The following is a 19,211-nucleotide window of genomic DNA, read 5'->3' on the forward strand; positions in this document are numbered from 1 at the left end:
ATTGCGCGCGTTCGCATGAATGCGGACCGCAATGAGTGTTGGCGCTCGACTTCGGCTTGGCATGCAATGGAGAAGGTAATGACGATCGCGGACGCTCACGATCAGGACCCGCAGGAAACCCGGGAATGGCTTGATGCCCTGTCGGCGGTCCGCGGGCACCGCGGCAATGAACGCGCCGGGTTCGTCGTCAATGCGATGCTGGATGCGGCGCGACGTAGCGGCCTCCAGATCGAGCAGTCGTTGACGACGCCTTATAGCAATACAATCCCGCCGGAGCAGCAACCGGCGCTGCCAGGCGATCGGGCGATCGAGCACAAGCTTCGCTCCATCATCCGCTGGAATGCGCTGGCGATTATTCTGCGCGCCAACAAGGAAAGCTCGGAGCTCGGCGGCCATATCGCGAGCTTCCAGTCCGCTGCGACGCTCTACGACATCGGCTTCGGCCATTTCTGGCACGCGCCGACCGATGCCCATGGCGGCGATCTGATTTTCGTTCAGGGACACTGTTCGCCCGGCATTTATGCGCGCGCCTTTCTCGAGGGGCGATTGAGCGAGGAGCAGCTTCTCAGCTTCCGGCAGGAGACGAGCGGCAAGGGTTTGTCGAGCTATCCGCATCCGTGGCTGATGCCGGATTTCTGGCAGTTCCCGACGGTGTCGATGGGCCTCGGGCCGCTGATGGCGATCTATCAGGCGCGGTTCCTGAAATATCTCGAGAACCGCAAGCTGGCCGAGACGTCCAACCGCAAGGTCTGGGCGTTCATGGGCGACGGCGAAACCGACGAGCCGGAATCGCTCGGCGCCATCTCGCTCGCCGGCCGCGAGAACCTCGACAATCTGATCTTCGTCATCAACTGCAACCTGCAGCGGCTCGATGGACCCGTTCGGGGCAACGGCAAGATCGTTCAGGAGCTTGAAAGCGTATTCCGCGGTGCGGGCTGGAACGTCATCAAGGTGCTATGGGGCTCGGGGTGGGACCGCCTGCTGGAAAAGGACAAGAGCGGGCTGCTGCTCAGGCTCATGGAAGAATGCGTCGACGGCGAATACCAGGACTTCAAGAGCAAGAGCGGCGCCTACATTCGTGAACACTTCTTCGGCAAGTACGAGGAAACGAAGCAGCTCGTATCTGATATGAGCGACGACGAGATCTGGCAACTCGCGCGCGGCGGCCATGATCCCGAGAAGGTCTTCGCCGCCTACACCGCGGCCGTGAACCACAAGGGCCAGCCAACGGTCATTCTGCCGAAAACCGTCAAGGGGTACGGCATGGGCGAATCCGGCGAAGGCCAGATGATCGCCCATCAGGCGAAGAAGATGACGCAGGACGCGCTGCGTGGCTTTCGTGATCGCTTCCAGGTGCCGGTCGCCGACGCGGACCTGGCCAAGGTGCCTTTCCTCCGGCTGCCGGAGGATAGCCCGGAAATGAAGTATTTCCGGGCACAGCGCGAAAAGCTCGGCGGCTACCTGCCGCAACGCCGGCGGAAATCCGCGTCCTTGCAAATTCCACCGCTCTCGACGTTCCAGCGCTTGCTCGAAAATACCGGCGACCGCGAGATCTCGACGACGATGGCCTTCGTGCAGTTGCTCGGCACCCTTGTGCGCGACAAGGTGATCGGCAAGCACATCGTGCCGATCGTGCCGGACGAATCTCGCACCTTTGGCATGGAGGGCATGTTCCGGCAACTCGGCATCTATTCGTCAGTCGGCCAGCTCTACAGGCCGCAGGATGCCGACCAGCTGATGTACTACCGCGAAGACAAGAGCGGGCAGGTATTCCAGGAGGGCATCAACGAAGGCGGTGCGATGTCGAGTTGGATTGTCGCGGCAACGTCTTACTCGACGAACAACGTGCCGATGATCCCGTTCTACATCTACTACTCGATGTTTGGCCTGCAGCGTGTCGGCGATCTCGCCTGGCTCGCAGGCGACATGCGGGCACGCGGCTTCTTGCTCGGCGGCACGGCCGGCCGAACTACGCTAAACGGCGAAGGCTTGCAGCACGAGGACGGCCACAGCCACGTGCTCGCGGCCACGATCCCGAACTGCATCTCCTACGATCCGACTTTCGCCTATGAAGTCGTGACCATCGTGCGCGAAGGCATGCGCCGCATGTATGAGGCGCAGGAGGACGTCTACTACTACCTCACTCTGATGAACGAGAACTATCCGCATCCAGCGCTGGCCGATGCAGGCGAAGGGGCGGAGGAGGGGATTCTCAAGGGACTCTATCTCCTGAAAAACGGAGGCGAGACCGCGAAGAAGGGCCTCCGCGTTCAGCTAGTCGGGTCGGGCACGATCCTGCGCGAGGTGATCGCGGCCGCCGATCTGCTCAAGGCAGACTTCGGCGTCGCCGCGGACGTCTGGAGCGCAACCAGCTTCAACGAGCTGCGCCGCGATGGCATGGCGGCGGAGCGCTGGAACCTGCTGCATCCGACCGAGCCACGTCGCGAGAGCTGGGTTGAATCGCAGCTCAAGGGATATCCGGGGCCGGTCGTGGCGTCCACCGACTATATGCGCAACTACCCCGACCAGATCCGGGAATATGTACAGGCGGCGGGGCGCCGCTACGTCGTGCTCGGCACCGACGGGTTCGGCCGTAGCGACTATCGCGTGAAGCTGCGCAAATTCTTCGAGGTCGACCGGCACTACGTCGCGGTCGCCGCCCTCAAGGCGCTCGCCGATGAGGGAGCGATCAAGCCCGCGGTCGTGGCCGAGGCCATCGCCAAATATCAAATCGATGCCGGGCGCGCTGCGCCGTGGACCGTGTGAGGCTGGGAGCCGAGGGCAGAGCAATGAGTGGGCTGATCGACATCAAGGTTCCCGATATCGGCGACTTCAAGGACGTCCCGGTGATCGAGGTCTTCGTCAAGCCGGGCGACAAGGTAAAGGCCGAGGACCCGCTGGTCGCGCTCGAGTCCGACAAGGCGACCAGGAAGTGCCGTCACCGCGCGATGGCGTGGTGAAGTCCGTGGTCGTCAAGGTTGGCGACAAGGTAAGCGAAGGTGCGGTGATCGTGCAATTCGAGGGCGCGGGCGCCGAGCAGGCCGAAACGCGCCCGGTCGTCAGTGCGCCGCCGTCGCCGGTCAGCGCGCCGGCCGGTGTGGCCGAGGTACGCGTCCCCGACATTGGTGACTTCAAGGACGTGCCGGTCATCGAGATCTTCGTGAAGCCCGGCGATAGCGTCAAGGCGGAGGATCCGCTGATTGCGCTCGAATCGGACAAGGCAACGATGGAAGTGCCGGCTCCGCTCTCGGGTACGGTGCGCGAGATCAAGGTGAAGACGGGTGACAAGGTCAGCGAGGGCGCGATTATCCTCGTGCTAGCGACCGGTGACGCATCCGCTGCGGCGAACGCTGCCGCGCCCGCACTGGCACCCGCATCACAGGCGACAGCCGCGGCTTTGGCGGTGCAAGCCGCAGGGGTCGACGAACAAGCCTTCGCGCTGGCCTATGCCGGTCCGGCGGTGCGCAAGTTGGCGCGCGAGATGGGCGTCGATCTCGGCAAGATCAAGGGCTCGGGCAATCACGGCCGGATTGTGCGTGAGGACGTCGAGGCCTCTGCCAAGGGTGGTGCGCCCGCCGCCAAGCCGCAGGCTGCGGCGGCGAGCGGAGGCGGTGTCGGCGGCATCGATCTTCTGCCCTGGCCCAAGATCGATTTCGCGAAGTTCGGGCCAGTCGAGCGCAAGGAGCTCGGCCGCATCAAGAAGATCTCGGCAGCCAATCTGCATCGCAACTGGGTCGTCATTCCGCACGTCACAACTCATGACGAGGCCGACATCACCGAACTCGAGCAGTTCCGGGTCAAGATGAACAAGGAGCTGGAGAAGAGCGGCGTCAAGCTCTCGCTGCTGCCGTTCATGGTGAAAGCGGCCGTTGCGGCGTTGAAAAAGTTTCCGGAGTTCAACGCCAGCCTCGACGGCGACACCCTGGTCTACAAGAATTACTGGCACATCGGCTTTGCAGCGGACACGCCGAACGGACTGATGGTGCCTGTCATCCGCGATGCCGACAAGAAGTCGTTGCCGGAGATCGCCAACGAGATGAACGCGCTCGCCAAGCTTGCGCGCGAGGGCAAGATCAAGCCGGACCAGATGCAAGGGGGCACTTTCTCGATCTCGTCGCTCGGCGGCATCGGCGGCATCTACTTCACGCCGATCATCAACGCGCCGGAAGTCGCGATCATGGGCGTATGCAAGGGATACTGGAAGCGGCATTCGCCTGACGGCAAGACTTGGGCCTCGCGCCTGACCTTGCCGTTGTCGCTGTCCTGGGATCACCGGGTCATCGACGGCGCGGCCGCCGCCCGCTTCAACGTCTACTTCGCCAGCGTGCTCGCCGATTTGCGGCGGGTGCTGTTCTGAGTTCGGGGGAGAGCAGCATGGCTCAGCAGATCGAAGTGAAGGTTCCTGACATCGGCGACTTCAAGGACGTCGCAGTGATCGAGGTCATGGTGAAGCCCGGCGAGACCGTGGCGGTCGACACCAGCCTCATCATGGTCGAGTCCGACAAGGCGTCGATGGAGATCCCGTCCTCGCATGCCGGAATCGTCAAGGAGGTCAAAGTCAGGGTTGGCGACAAGGTCAGTGAAGGCTCGATCATCCTCGTGCTGGAGACTGCGGGGGCCGCGGCCGCTCCGCCGCCTGCGCCGGCGTCAAAGCCTGCCGCTACGTCGTCCGCAGCTGCGCCTGTCCCGGCATCTCATTCCGGCAAGGCGGATATCGAATGCGAGATGCTGGTGCTCGGCGCCGGTCCCGGCGGCTATTCGGCCGCTTTCCGCGCCGCCGATCTCGGCATGAAGACCGTGCTGGTTGAGCGTTACGATACGCTCGGCGGCGTCTGTCTCAATGTCGGCTGCATTCCAAGCAAGGCGTTGCTGCATACGGCGTCCGTCGTCGATGAGGTCAAGCATCTCCCGGACCACGGAATCTCGTTCGGTGCGCCGCAGATCGACCTCGACAAGCTGCGCGGGTTCAAGGACGGCGTGATCAAGAAGCTGACCGGTGGTCTCGCCGGGATGGCCAAGGCGCGCAAGGTCGAGGTGGTGACCGGCGTCGGTGCCTTCCTCGATCCGCATCATCTTGAAGTGGTCACTGCGGGCGGCAAGAAGACGATCAAGTTCGCCAAGGCGATCATCGCTGCTGGCAGCCAGGCGGTGAAGCTGCCGTTCCTGCCCGAGGATCCGCGCATCGTCGACTCGACGGGCGCATTGCTGCTGAAGTCGATCCCGAAGCGCATGCTGGTGATCGGCGGCGGCATCATCGGGCTCGAGATGGCGACGGTCTATTCGGCGCTTGGTGCGCGCATCGACGTGGTCGAAATGCTCGACGGCCTGATGCAGGGCGCCGACCGTGACCTGGTCAAGGTCTGGGAGAAGATGAACGCGAAGCGTTTCGACAAGGCGATGCTGAAGACCAAAACCGTCGGCGCGAAGGCGACCGAGGCCGGGATCGAGGTGCGATTTGAGTGCGAGCAGGCGCCCGCCGAGCCGCAGGTCTATGACCTCGTTCTGGTAGCCGTCGGCCGAAGCCCGAACGGCAAGAAGATCGGCGCCGAGAAAGCTGGTGTCGCGGTGACCGATCGCGGCTTCATCGACGTCGACAAGCAGATGCACACCAATGTGCCGCACATCTTTGCGATCGGCGACATCGTGGGCCAGCCGATGCTGGCGCACAAGGCCGTGCATGAAGGCCATGTGGCTGCCGAAGTCGCCCATGGCGAGAAGTCCTATTTTGACGCGCGGCAGATTCCGTCCGTCGCCTATACCGATCCTGAAGTCGCCTGGGCCGGCAGGACGGAAGAGCAATGCAAGGACGAGGGCATCAAGTTCGGCAAGGCCGTCTTCCCCTGGGCAGCCTCCGGCCGCGCCATCGCCAACGGTCGCGACGAGGGGTTCACCAAGTTGCTGTTCGATACAACGACCCATCGCATCGTCGGTGGCGGGATCGTCGGGACGCATGCGGGCGATCTCATCAGCGAAATCTGTCTTGCAATCGAGATGGGCTGCGAGCCTGCCGACATCGGCAAGACCATCCACCCGCATCCGACGCTCGGCGAGTCCATCGGCATGGCAGCCGAGGTGTTCGAGGGACATTGCACGGATCTGCCGCCGCAGAAGAGAAAATAGCGCCGCCTGCCGATACGCAGGCACAGCGAGATCAGGGAGAAACACGGTGTCCGCAACAATCACTGCGACCTCTGCAACGGCGACTGCGACGCAGAAGAAGCCGTTCTATCGGATCCTCTATGTTCAGGTTCTCGTGGCGATCGCGCTTGGCGTCATTGTCGGTTGGCTTTGGCCGGATCTCGCCAAGAACGACTGGATCAAGGCGATGGGCGACGGATTCGTCAAGCTCATCAAGATGGCCATTGCGCCGATCATCTTCTGTACGGTCGTCTCCGGCATTGCGCACATTTCCGAAGTGAAGAAGGTCGGCCGGGTCGCGGTCAAGGCGCTGATCTACTTCGAGGTCGTTTCGACCTTTGCTCTGGCGTTGGGCCTGATCGTCGCCAACGTGCTGCGCCCGGGAGCGGGTTTCCAGGGGCAGTCGAACGCTGCGGCCGTCGCCGGTTACGCGAAACAGGCGAGCGAGATGAAGTCGGTTGACTTCGTGCTGCACATCATTCCGGACACGGTCGTCGGCGCATTCGCGCAGGGCGAAATCCTCCAGGTTCTGCTGTTCGCCATATTGTTCGGCTTTGCGCTGATGGGCCTCGGCGAGCGAGCTCACACGGTCCGTGCGTTTGTCGACGACGTCGCCCACGCGATGTTCGGCGTCATCTCGATCATCGTCAAGGTCGCGCCGATCGGTGCGTTCGGGGCGATGGCCTATACCATCGGTCGATACGGTCCGCAGGCGCTGGGCAACCTTGCGGGACTCATCGCAACCTTCTACCTGACCGCGTTGATCTTCGTCATCGTGGGACTCGGCCTGATCGCCCGCGTCGCTGGCTTCTCGATCTTCAAGTTCCTCAAATACATCAAGGATGAGCTGCTGATCGTGCTCGGCACGTCGTCCTCGGAAAGCGCTCTTCCGCAGATGATGGAGAAGCTGGAGATTCTCGGTTGTTCAAAGTCCGTCGTCGGACTGGTCGTGCCGACCGGCTACTCGTTCAATCTCGACGGAACCAACATCTACATGACGCTGGCGACGCTTTTCATCGCCCAAGCGATGAACGTCGATCTCTCGTTCGGTGAGCAGATGACGATCCTCGTCGTTGCGATGCTGACGTCGAAGGGCGCTTCCGGCATCACGGGCGCGGGCTTCATCACCCTTGCCGGTACGCTCGCCGCGGTCAGGCCCGAGTTGCTTCCCGGCATGGCGATCGTGCTCGGCATCGACAAGTTCATGAGCGAGTGCCGGGCCCTGACGAACCTGTGCGGCAATGGCGTTGCCTGCGTCGTCGTCGCCTGGTGGGAGGGTGAGCTCGACCGCGAGAAGCTGCGCGTCGCACTCGATCGCAACATCGATCCGACCGACATCGAGGTCGCCGTAACGACGGGCTAAGGGCACGATGGTGCCAACCGATCACCGCCCGGACATCAAGGGCTATCAAGGGAGTTGGTCATGACGGATGTGGTAATTGTCTCCGCGGCGCGGACGCCAGTCGGTTCCTTCAACGGGGCGTTCGGCGCGCTGTCCGCACACGAGCTCGGAGCTGTCGCAATCAAAGGCGCCCTGGATCGCGCCAAGGTCTCGCCCGAGGATGTCGACGAAGTCATCCTGGGGCAGGTGCTATCCGGTGGTGAGGGGCAGAACCCTGCGCGGCAGGCCGCGATGGCGGCTGGCATTCCGCAGGAGAAGACGGCGTGGGGCATGAACCAGCTCTGTGGCTCGGGCCTGCGGTCGGTTGCGCTTGGGCTGCAGCAGATCGCCAATGGCGATGCCAAAATCATTGTCGCCGGCGGCATGGAGTCCATGTCGATGGCGCCGCATCTGTCGCATATGCGGGGCGGCACCAAGATGGGCGACGTCAAGTTCGTCGATTCCATGCTGAAGGACGGCCTGATGGACGCCTTCCACGGCTATCACATGGGCGTCACGGCGGAGAACATCGCCGCCAGATGGCAGATTACCCGCGAGGAGCAGGATGCGTTCGCGACCAGCTCGCAGAACAAGGCCGAGGATGCGCAGAAGGGCGGCCGGTTCAAGGATGAGATCGTTCCGGTCACCGTCAAGACCAGGAAGGGCAACGTCGTCGTCGACCAGGATGAATATATCCGCCCCGGCACGACGCAGGAGTCGCTGGCCAAGCTGAAGCCCGCTTTCAACAAGGAAGGTTCGGTGACGGCGGGCAACGCTTCGGGCCTCAACGACGGCGCGGCCGCTCTGGTGTTGATGAGCGCGGACGAAGCCAGCAAGCGCGGCCTGGCGCCTCTTGCCAGGATCGTCTCGTGGGCCACGGCCGGCGTCGATCCGGCGGTGATGGGTTCGGGGCCGATTCCGGCCTCGCGCAAGGCGCTGGAAAAGGCTGGCTGGAGGGTCAAAGATCTCGACCTCGTCGAGGCCAACGAAGCCTTTGCGGCTCAGGCCATCGCCGTCAACAAGGACATGGGCTGGGATCCGTCGATCGTGAACGTGAACGGCGGCGCCATCGCCATCGGCCATCCGATCGGTGCATCCGGCGCCCGCGTGCTGACGACGCTGCTGTTCGAGATGCAGAAGCGGGGTGCGAAGAAGGGGCTTGCCACGTTGTGCATCGGCGGCGGCATGGGTGTCGCCCTAACGGTCGAACGCTAGACGAGCAAAGCCGGCTTTTGGAACCGGAGAGAATCGCTGACGGCACCACGCCGTCCGCGAACGACAACGGCTGGCCGAGCGCCGGCAAATAGAGATTGAACCGACCAGGATCAGGAGGAGATCATGTCCAGAGTTGCGGTGGTGACCGGCGGAACGCGCGGTATCGGCGAGGCGATTTCGATCGCGCTCAAGGCGGCCGGCTACAAGGTAGCCGCGAGCTATGCCGGTAACGACGAGGCGGCTGCGAAGTTCAAGGGCCAGACCGGCATCAACGTCTACAAATGGGACGTCTCGAACTACGACGCCTGTGCCGCGGGTCTCAAACAGGTCGAGGCCGACCTTGGTCCGGTGGACGTGCTGGTCAACAATGCCGGCATCACCAAGGACGGCATGTTCCATAAGATGACGCCGGAGCAATGGTACGCGGTCATCAACACCAATTTGAACTCGCTGTTCAATATGACGCGGCCAGTGTGGGAAGGCATGCGCGAGCGCAAGTTCGGCCGGGTGATTTGCATCTCCTCGATCAATGGTCAGAAGGGCCAGATGGGCCAGGTCAATTATTCCGCCGCCAAGGCAGGTGATATCGGCTTCGTGAAGGCGCTGGCTCAGGAAGGGGCTCGCGCCGGCATCACCGTCAACACGATCTGCCCCGGCTATATCGCGACCGAGATGGTCAAGGCGATCAATCCGGAGATCGTAGCCAAGAACATCCTGCCCCAGATTCCGGTCGGTCGCCTCGGCGAACCACACGAGATCGCGCGCACGGTCGTGTTCCTCGCCTCCGACGATGCCGGCTTCATCACGGGATCGACGATCTCGGCGAATGGCGGCCAGCACATGATCTGAGGCCGCTTGAGAGCAGAGGGAGGCCGCGTATCGGCTTCCCGAACGAGGGAATCAAGTCGAAGGGATACGATGGACCAGGATCTGAAGGAAGCCGCACTCGAATACCATCGCCTGCCGACGCCGGGAAAGATCTCGGTGGTGCCGACCAAGGCGATGGCCACCCAGCGCGATCTGGCGCTGGCCTACTCGCCCGGCGTGGCGGAGCCCTGCCTGGTCATTGCGGAGGATCCGTTGCAAGCAGATGTGCTGACGGCGCGCAGTAACCTCGTCGCCGTCGTCACCAACGGAACCGCCGTGCTCGGCCTTGGCAATATCGGCGCATTGGCTGGCAAGCCGGTCATGGAAGGCAAGGCGTGCCTGTTCAAGAAATTCGCGGGGATCGATGTCTTCGACATCGAACTCGCCGAGGAGAATCCTGATGCGCTGGTCGAGACGATCGCCAGGATGGAGCCAACCTTTGGCGGTATCAACCTGGAGGACATCAAGGCGCCGGAATGCTTCTACATCGAGAAGAAGCTCCGCGAGCGGATGAAGATCCCGGTCTTTCACGACGACCAGCACGGCACTGCGATCATCGCCGCGGCGGCGATCCTCAATGGACTGAAGCTGGTCAAGAAGGACATCGCCGACGTCAAGCTGGTGTGCTCCGGCGCTGGCGCTGCGGCGCTCGCCTGCCTCGATCTGATCGTGAGCCTTGGACTGCGCCGCGAGCGGATCATCGTGACCGATGCCAAGGGCGTCGTGTATGCCGGCCGCGCGGAAAGCATGGACGATAACAAGGCGCGCTATGCTGTGAAGACGGAGGCGCGCAAGTTAGATGACATCATTCAGGACGCGGACATCTTCCTTGGCCTGTCGGCCGGCAAGGTGCTGACGCCCGACATGGTCAAGAAGATGGCGCGCGATCCCCTGATCTTCGCGATGGCCAATCCGATTCCGGAGATCATGCCGGAGGACGCGCTGGCGGTCCGCCCCGATGCGATCATCGGCACGGGACGTTCGGACTACCCTAACCAGATCAACAATGTGCTGTGCTTCCCGTTCATCTTCCGCGGCGCGCTCGATTGCGGCGCGACGACCATCAATGAGGAGATGAAGCTTGCGACGGTGCGCGCGCTGGCGGACCTGGCCATGGCTGAGGTGCCAGAGGTGGTCGCCACAGCCTACAAGGGCGAGGACCTTCGCTTCGGCCGCAACTATCTCATTCCAAAGCCGTTCGATCCACGTCTCATCGAGATGATTGCGCCGGCGGTGGCTAAGGCGGCTGCCGATACGGGTGTTGCCAGGCGTCCGATCGTCGATATGGACGCTTATCGACAGAAGCTGAGCCGCTTCGTCTATCAGTCCGGAAATGCGATGCAGCCGGTCTTTTCGGTGGCGAAGGGGAGCGGAAAATCCCTTGTTCTGGCGGAGGGCGAGGATGAGCGTGTGCTGCGGGCCGCACAGGTCATCGCCGACGAGCGGATCGCAAGGCCGCTGCTGCTTGGCCGGCCGGCGACGATCGAACAGCACATCAAGGCCTTCGGTCTCCGGCTCAGACCCGGACAGGACTGCGAGATCATCGATCCGCACGATGCGCAGGTCTATTCCAAATGCGCCGATGTTTATCATGCGCGCAGGAAGCGCGACGGCGTGTCGGCGGCCCTTGCGCTGTCGGAGACAAGGAGCAACGCGACCGTGCTCGCCTCGATCCTGCTCGAGCGGGGGATCGGCGATGCGATGCTTTGCGGGGTGATCGGGCGAACCGCCGATCACCTGGCCGCGATCAAGAACGTGATCGGGACGAGGGACGATGTGCGGACCCTCGCCGTGATGCAGATGCTCATTCTCCCGCAGCATCAGCTGTTCATCTGCGACACGCACTGCAATCTCAATCCGACTGCCGAGCAGGTTGCTGACATCGCGTTGCTGGCGGCCGCCGAAGTTAAGCGGTTCGGCATCACGCCGCGCGTGGCGCTGCTTTCGCATTCGAGCTTCGGAAGCTCCGCGGTCCCGGAAGCGCACAAGATGCGGGAAGCGCGCACGATCATTCGCGAGCGCTCGCCCGACCTCGCGGTGGAAGGCGAGATGCGTGGAGATGCCGCGCTTTCGCAGTCGGTGCGTGACCACGAGTTTCCGGAGTCCGGCTTCGCAGGGCCTGCGAACGTATTGGTGATGCCCAATCTCGACGCCGCCAATATCTCCTACAATCTGCTGCGGATGGCTGCGGGGCAGGGGCTGACGGTCGGCGGCATTCTGCTTGGCGCGGCAAAGCCGGCGCACATTCTCACGCCGTCCTCCACCGTCCGCCGCATCGTGAACATGGCCGCTGTCGCAGCCGCGGATGCGGTGTCGGAGAGAGACTGATTGGAGATCCGGCTGGGCGGACTGTGAACACGATCGATCGAGGCCAACATGAGTGAGGCGCAATCGGGAAAACCCCGGGTCGTGATCGTCGGCGGCGGGGCGGGCGGTCTGGAACTCGCAACCCGCCTCGGCGACAAATACGGCCGCAAGGGCAAGCTCGAGGTCACGCTGATCGAGCGCAACCGCACCCATGTGTGGAAGCCGAAGCTGCACGAGATCGCCGCCGGAAGCATGGATATCGCGGCCCACGAGGTCGACTATCTCGCGCAGTCCTATTGGCACGGCTTTCGCTACCGGATCGGGGAGATGATCGGAATCGACCGGGAGCGCCGTCAGGTGCTGGTGGCGCCCTATCTCGATGCCGAAGGCCGTGAGGTGACGCCGAAGCGGAGCTTTGACTATGACGTCCTCGTCATCGCTGTCGGCAGCCAGAACAACGATTTTGGCACGCCGGGCGTCGCGGAGCACGCGATCAAGCTGGAATCGCAGGCAGATGCGAAGCGCTTTCACGAGCGAATGGTCAATGCGTGTATCCGCGGCCATGCCCAATCCTCGCCACTTGGGGAACACCAGTTGAAGGTCGCGATCATCGGCGCCGGCGCGACCGGTGTCGAGCTTGCGGCGGAGCTGCACCGGACGACGCGAGAAGTCGTGGCCTACGGGCTAGATCAGGTCGATCCGCAGAAGGACATCAGAATCACGCTGATCGAAGCCGCGGACCGGGTACTTCCCGCGCTGCCCGAACGGGTTTCAAAGGAGACGGAAAAGTTGCTCGTCAGGTTGGGCGTCAATGTGCTCGTGGGTGCCAAGGTCTCCGTAGTCGACTCCGACCATGTGAGCCTGACAGACGGGCGAACGATTCCCGCCGAACTGATCGTCTGGGCTGCTGGCGTGAAGGCGCCCGATTCCCTGAAGGAGATCGCAGGCCTCGAAACCAACCGCATTAATCAGCTTGTCGTACGGCCGACGTTGCAGGCCACGCGCGACGATAACATCTTTGCGATCGGCGACTGCTCGGCCTGCTCATGGGGCGACCGGGGCAACGTGCCGCCGCGTGCGCAGGCGGCGCATCAGCAGGCGTCCCACCTTTATTCGCAGATCCCGCGGCATCTGCGGGGCGAGGCAATCAAGGACTATCGCTACCGTGACTTCGGATCCCTGGTCTCGCTCGGCGAGTTCAGCACGGTCGGCTCGATGATGGGGGCGCTGGTGGGCGGCAGCCTGGTCTTCGAGGGGCTGTTCGCGCGGATGATGTACCTGTCGCTGTACAAGATGCACGAGCACGCCCTGCATGGTTCGGTGAAGGTAGCGCTCGACACGTTGGCCCGCCTGATCACGCGGCGGACCGAACCGCATGTGAAGCTCCACTGATTGCGGTCGCGGAGAGAATGGATGTCGTGTGGGCCGTTATGCACATGGCGCGGTGCCTGACCTGGAGAGGATGCTGATGGACGCCGTGTTCCTCGCGCGTATCCAGTTCGCCGCGAACATCACGTTTCATATCCTGTTTCCGTCGATCTCGATCGCACTGGGCTGGGTGCTGCTGTTCTTCCGCCTGAGGCATCTGCGCGCAACCGACCCGCAGCAGAAGCTGGACTGGCTGCGCGCCTATCGGCTGTGGACCAAGGTGTTCGCATTGACATTTGCGCTCGGGGTGGTCAGCGGCGTCACTATGAGCTTCCAGTTCGGCACCAACTGGCCGGGCTACATGGAGCGGGTCGGCAATATTGCAGGCCCGCTGCTGGGCTATGAGGTGTTGACCGCGTTCTTCCTGGAAGCGGGCTTTCTCGGTGTGATGCTGTTCGGCCACCGCCGCGTCGGCGAGATGATTCATCTGGGGGCGACCTTTCTGGTCGCGCTCGGCACGTTGATGAGCGCGTTCTGGATCCTCGCCCTCAATTCATGGATGCAGACGCCGGCCGGATACGAGATCGTCGACGGCCAATTCCATGCGAAGAATTGGCTGGAGATCGTCTTCAATCCATCCTTTCCTTATCGCTTCGTCCATATGGTATTTGCATCGTCGCTGACTTGCGCGTTCCTTTTGATCGGGATCAGTGCTTGGCAGCTTCTGAAGGGCGCTGCGACAACGAGCGTGTCGCGTGTGCTGCGAACGGGGCTTGTGTTCGCAGCGCTGGCGGCACCCGCACAGATCGTGGCCGGCGATTTTCACGGGCTCAACACGCTCGAGCATCAGCCGCAAAAGATCGCGGCCGTTGAAGGCATCTGGGAAACCACGCGTGGCGCGCCGCTACTGCTGTTTGCGATTCCCGACGATGCGACGCGGTCGAACCGTTTCGAGCTGCCGGTGCCAAAGCTCGCGAGCCTGATCCTACGTCACGACCCTGACGGGGAGCTCAAGGGGCTGAACGAGTTTCCATCTGCCCATCCGCCGGTGCTGCCGCTGTTCTGGTCGTTCCGAATCATGGTGGGAACGGGCATCCTGATGCTGCTGGTCAGTTGGGTCGGCCTCTGGCGGCATTGGCGCGATGGTTGGGATTTTTCCCTTATGCCGCGACCACTGCTCAAACTGTTCGCGGGGATGACCTTCGCCGGGTGGGTCGCAACCATCGCAGGCTGGTACGTGACGGAAATCGGGCGCCAGCCCTTTATCGTATCAGGCCTGATTCGAACCAGCGAGGTCGTCTCGCGTGTTCCATCAGCTAGTATCGCGCTGACCCTGGCCATCTACGTGGCGCTCTATGTCGGCCTGCTGGCGGCCTATGTCGGCGTGCTGAAATACATGGCGGAGAAGCCGGAAAAGGGCGCGGAGGCCATCATGTCGGAGGATTTTGCAGAGGATCCGCATCGCTATCGCAGCCGCGGAGAGTTCGCATGACGTTGATGTTCTTCGACGAGATGCTTCCACTGATCTTCATCGGGTTGATGGGCGTGTCGCTGCTCGTCTACGTCGTGAGCGACGGCTACGATCTTGGGGTCGGCATGCTCATGCACCGCGCGACGCCCGAGGAGCGCGATACCATGGTCGCGTCGATCGGCCCGTTCTGGGACGCCAACGAAACCTGGCTCGTGCTTGGCGTCGGTCTGCTGCTGGTCGCGTTCCCGAAAGCGCATGGGCTGGTGCTGTCGGAATTATATCTTCCGACCGCGCTGATGCTGGTCGGCCTGGTCCTCCGCGGCGCAGCGTTTGATTTCCGGGTCAAGGCAAAGACCGGCCGGAAGGCAATGTGGGATCGCATGTTCATCGCCGGGTCGATGCTTGCGTCGGTATGCCAGGGCTGGATGCTCGGTCGCTACATCAGCGGCTTTGGCGACGGCTGGAACTATCCGATCTTTGCCGGCGCAATCGCCGCTGCGCTGCCGATGGCCTATGCGCTGCTGGGCGCGACATGGCTCGTGATGAAGGCGCAGGGTGAACTGCAGGAGAAGGCGATCGAGTGGAGCAAGATCGCTTGGGCACCCATGGTCCTGGGCCTGATCCTGATCTCGATGGCAACGCCATGGATCAGCGAGACCGTCCGCGTCAGGTGGTTCACGCTGCCGGCGATCATCGCGGTGGCGGCGATCCCGATCACGTCCGGCGTTGCGCTGCTGGCAGTTCGCCTTCTGCTGGGGACGCCAGCCGTGCGCGGGGCACTGTGCTGGCTGCCCTTCGCGCTGCTGGTCCTGGTCTTCTTCCTGAGCTTCCTCGGGCTCAGCTACAGCATCTATCCGTTTGTCGTGATCGACCGGCTCACGGTCTGGCAGGCCGCCAGCAGCCCGGAGTCGCTGAAGGTGATCCTGATCGGGGTCTGCGTGACACTGCCGGTCATCATCGCCTACACCGGATTTTCCTATCGCGTATTCCGAGGCAAGGCCATAGAGTTGGACTATGCGTGAGCCGTCGTCCGCAGTGGCCGGTGCTCCACAGTTTGTGCTGGTTCAGGAGATGACGGAGCTTCTATCCCTGGTGAGCGTCAAGGGACCTGCCAAAGTCAGTTCGGTGGTGCCGGTTTCCACGCGTTGGCTCGTTCGTGGCGCATTTGCCCTCGCGCTGGTCGCCGCGGCGGCGTGGCTGGGATACATGGTCACGTTCCGCCGGGGACTGGACCATCTGCACGCCGCGGCCCAGCAGCGGCTGACCGTCGAGGCCGCGAGGCTCGACGGCTACCTGTCGAGATTTGAATATCTTCCGTCTCTCCTGGAGACATCGCCCAGCGTGTTCCGGCTGCTCGAGGCGCCCAGCGATCCTGCACTGCAGCAAAACGTCAGCTTGTATCTGAAGTCGATCAACCTGCTTGCGGGAGCCGACAATCTCTATGTCCTTGGCGTCACCGGCGCGACATTGGCCGCGGCTGATTTCGACCAGCCCGGCACGCCCTTCGGCGAAAACCTGTCGTATCGCCCCTATGTGAGCGAGGCGCTCTCGAATGGCCGCGGCGCCTTCTTTGGTGTCGGTATCACGACCGCGCGCGCCGGCTACTATCTGTCCTATGCGCTGAAGGACGGCGGAACGACAAAGGGGATCGCGACCGTCAAGGTCAATCTGGATTCGTTCGAGCGGGCGTGGCGCAGCACCGACAACGACATTCTTCTGGTCGACGAGCGCAAGGTGACGATCCTTGCCGCCCGCGACGAGTGGCGCTATCGCCCCATGGCGCCGCTTTCGGTTCCAACACGTGATGACATTGCGCGATTCAAACCCTACGGAAACCACGATCTTGTGCCACTTGGATGGACGCTCGTCGATCAATCTGAGAACGGCACGGCACGGATCATAGCGGAGAACGGTACCGCCTATACGGTCAGCGAGGTCCCAATCAACCGCGGTCTGTGGAAGCTCGTGCTTCTCGACGACGAGGCGCCCACGCGGCAGACCGCGCTCATCATCGGGATCATATCGGGTCTCGCCGCCCTCGTCGCGCTGCTGGCGCTTGGTCTTGTCGAGCAACGCCGCCGGGAGATCAAGCAACGCTTGGCGAGCCAAGCTGCGTTGCAGGCGGCCAACGACATGCTCGAGACCAGGGTGCAGGAGCGCACCGCCGAATTGCGGGCTGCGCAGGATGAACTCGTTCATGCCGGCAAGCTGGCAGCCCTCGGCCAGATGTCGGCCGGCATCGTGCACGAGTTGAACCAGCCGCTGGCGGCCCTGCAAACTGCCGCCGACAATGCGGTCCTGCTCGTTGATCGCGGATCGATTGGCGATGCTCGCGGAAATCTCACCCGAATTGGCGAATTGGTGCGGAGGCTCGGCCGCTTGACCAGCCAGCTCCGCGTGTTCGCGTACAAGTCGAGCAGCCCGCTTGGCGCGGTGTCCGTCGAGCATGCAGTGGCTGAATCGCTCAAGATATTGGCCGGGCGTGTCAAGGAGGGCGGTGTTGCCGTGGCGACAGAGATCGACGCTAAGCTCTTCGTCATTGCCGATCAGACACGGCTGGAGCAGCTGCTGTGCAACATCGTGGCCAATGCGCTGGATGCCGTGGAAGGTGTCGAGCGGAAGTCGATCCTGATCCGGGCGGGCAGGGAAGAGGCGCAGACCGTCCGCTGCCGCATCGTGATCAGCAACAGCGGGCCGACGATCGCCTCCGACGTCCTGCAGCGCATGTTCGAGCCGTTCGTGACGACCAAGCCCGCGGGAAAGGGGCTCGGCCTTGGCCTGATGCTTTCTAATCACATTGCACGCTCGTTCGGCGGCGAACTGCATGCGCGAAACCTGACGCCTGATGGTGCCGAATTCGTCGTGACCCTTCCATTGGCAGAGATAGCAGAGGCGGCCTCGCATGGGTGATGACCAATCGATCGGCGTGATCTATGTCGAGGACGACGACGACGTCCGGATCGGCGGCGTCCAGGCGCTCGAGCTCGCAGGATTTTCCGTTTCCGGATTTGCCTCGGTTGAGAGCGCCAGCGGCTCCGTTCGGGCAGATATGCCTTTTGTCGTGGTCTGCGATGTGCGCCTGCGCGGGCGTAGCGGTCTCGACTGGCTGTCCGATCTGCGCCGACTGGACCAGGATCTGCCTGTGATCCTGATCACGGGTCATGGCGATATTTCGATGGCCGTGCAGGCAATGCGGACCGGCGCTTATGATTTCATCGAGAAGCCCTGCTCCTCGGAGCAGTTGATCTCAGTGGTGCGCCGGGCGGCGGAGAAGCGGCGGCTGACGCTCGAGGTGCGATCGTTGCGGTCCGCCTTGGCGGACCGCAACGGAATCGAGGCGAGCTTGCTCGGCCGATCACCGCAGATCCAGGAGGTGCGCCGGCTCGTCTCCACCTTGGCGGCGACCAATGTCGACGTCACGATCTATGGTGAGACCGGAACCGGCAAGGACGTCGTCGCGCGCTGCCTGCACAATCACAGCGGCCGCCGCGGCGGCAATTATGTCGCGGTGAATTGCGGCGGTCTGCCGGAATCGCTGGTCGAGAGCGAGCTGTTCGGCCACGAGGTGGGCGCGTTCACCGGCGCCACCCGTCAGCGGATAGGAAAGATCGAATACGCCAGTGGCGGAACGCTGTTCCTCGACGAGATCGAGAGCATGCCGCTGAGCGTCCAGGTTAAATTGCTGAGATCGCTCCAGGATCGCTCGATCGAGCGCGTCGGCACCAACAAGGCGATCGCGGTGGATTGCCGTGTCGTGGCTGCGAGCAAGGTGAATTTGCTCGAGCTGAGCGAAAAGCGTCTGTTTCGTGCCGATCTGTACTATCGCCTCGGCGTCGCTTTCATCGAGCTCCCGCCGTTGCGCGAACGGCGGGAGGATATCCCGCTGCTGTTCGAGCACTTCACCCTGGATGCGGCGAGGCGGTTCGAGCGTGACGCCCCGATTCTGGACGAACAGACCATGTCTCACCTGCTGGCCTATTCGTGGCCGGGCAACGTACGCGAGCTTCGCAACGTCGCCGACCGTTTCGTGCTCGGTGTCCTCGACAGCAAGGCGGTCAATAAATCCGGTTTCGGTACGTCGGATGTGTCATTGCCGCGGCAACTCGAGAACATCGAGCGATCGATCATCGAGGACGCGCTCCGGCGCAAGCAGGGCGACGTCCAGGCAACGGCCGCGCTTCTCAGCATTCCGAAGCAGACGCTGTACGACAAGATCAAACGCCTCTCCGTGAATGTCGATGGCATCAGGGAGGGTGCGGCCGTCCGCTCCGGGTCCTGAGATCGCGGCGGACCGTGGGACGAACCGACCGGCCCGCCCATGCGGGCCCAGATAGCTAGCACGCTCCCGGTGCAGCCGAGGGCAAAGGGCGCCGGCAGAAGCCGCCCGTTATCGGAAGGCAACGAACCAATCAGATCTTGAGGAACGCCATGAATCGGCCATTCAACGTGCCTGATGAATTTGTC

The 19,211-nt window shown here is 62.9% G+C and carries 11 protein-coding genes and 1 pseudogene; all 12 read left to right on the plus strand.

All coding sequences use genetic code 11. The features are described 5' to 3' along the window. Positions 1-84: 84 nt before the first annotated feature. Positions 85-2,766 carry a pyruvate dehydrogenase (acetyl-transferring), homodimeric type gene (aceE, locus tag AAFG50_RS17445; RefSeq protein WP_028170811.1) on the plus strand — a complete coding sequence of 894 codons (2,682 nt, stop codon included), beginning with the start codon at positions 85-87 and terminating at the stop codon, positions 2,764-2,766. 23 nt (positions 2,767-2,789) lie between these two features. Then, positions 2,790-4,357 (plus strand): annotated as a pseudogene (locus AAFG50_RS17450) (dihydrolipoyllysine-residue acetyltransferase). Between the two features lie 17 nt (positions 4,358-4,374). Then, on the plus strand, positions 4,375-6,120 hold the full coding sequence (lpdA, locus tag AAFG50_RS17455; RefSeq protein ID WP_028170812.1) for a dihydrolipoyl dehydrogenase: 1,746 nt from the start codon (positions 4,375-4,377) through the stop codon (positions 6,118-6,120). Positions 6,121-6,166: 46 nt separating this feature from the next. After that, entirely contained in the window at positions 6,167-7,501 is a 1,335-nt protein-coding gene (locus AAFG50_RS17460) for a dicarboxylate/amino acid:cation symporter (protein ID WP_028170813.1), read from the plus strand. Between the two features lie 60 nt (positions 7,502-7,561). Further along, positions 7,562-8,734, plus strand: a complete 1,173-nt coding sequence (locus tag AAFG50_RS17465) for an acetyl-CoA C-acetyltransferase (protein WP_028170814.1) — start codon at positions 7,562-7,564, stop codon at positions 8,732-8,734. Between the two features lie 123 nt (positions 8,735-8,857). Then, entirely contained in the window at positions 8,858-9,583 is a 726-nt protein-coding gene (gene phbB / locus AAFG50_RS17470) for an acetoacetyl-CoA reductase (RefSeq protein ID WP_028170815.1), read from the plus strand. Between the two features lie 69 nt (positions 9,584-9,652). Continuing rightward, a complete protein-coding gene (locus tag AAFG50_RS17475) occupies positions 9,653-11,929 on the plus strand; it encodes an NADP-dependent malic enzyme (protein WP_028170816.1) in 2,277 nt (758 codons plus the stop codon). Between the two features lie 48 nt (positions 11,930-11,977). Continuing rightward, the gene (locus tag AAFG50_RS17480) at positions 11,978-13,300 is read left to right on the plus strand and encodes an NAD(P)/FAD-dependent oxidoreductase (RefSeq protein ID WP_028170817.1); all 1,323 of its coding nucleotides are present in this window, start codon (positions 11,978-11,980) and stop codon (positions 13,298-13,300) included. 76 nt (positions 13,301-13,376) lie between these two features. Next, entirely contained in the window at positions 13,377-14,768 is a 1,392-nt protein-coding gene (locus AAFG50_RS17485) for a cytochrome ubiquinol oxidase subunit I (RefSeq protein WP_166466017.1), read from the plus strand. Next, positions 14,765-15,769: a cytochrome d ubiquinol oxidase subunit II gene (locus AAFG50_RS17490; RefSeq protein ID WP_074077052.1), complete on the plus strand. Its 1,005-nt coding sequence runs from the start codon at positions 14,765-14,767 to the stop codon at positions 15,767-15,769. Before AAFG50_RS17485 ends, AAFG50_RS17490 begins: the two co-directional genes overlap by 4 nt. Continuing rightward, positions 15,762-17,657 carry an ATP-binding protein gene (locus tag AAFG50_RS17495; RefSeq protein ID WP_028170820.1) on the plus strand — a complete coding sequence of 632 codons (1,896 nt, stop codon included), beginning with the start codon at positions 15,762-15,764 and terminating at the stop codon, positions 17,655-17,657. The genes AAFG50_RS17490 and AAFG50_RS17495 overlap by 8 nt, the downstream gene beginning before the upstream one ends. After that, a complete protein-coding gene (locus AAFG50_RS17500) occupies positions 17,650-19,026 on the plus strand; it encodes a sigma-54 dependent transcriptional regulator (protein WP_011086512.1) in 1,377 nt (458 codons plus the stop codon). The genes AAFG50_RS17495 and AAFG50_RS17500 overlap by 8 nt, the downstream gene beginning before the upstream one ends. Positions 19,027-19,211: the final 185 nt, after the last annotated feature.

Source organism: Bradyrhizobium sp. B039 (assembly GCF_038965675.1).
Lineage (GTDB): Bacteria > Pseudomonadota > Alphaproteobacteria > Rhizobiales > Xanthobacteraceae > Bradyrhizobium > Bradyrhizobium diazoefficiens.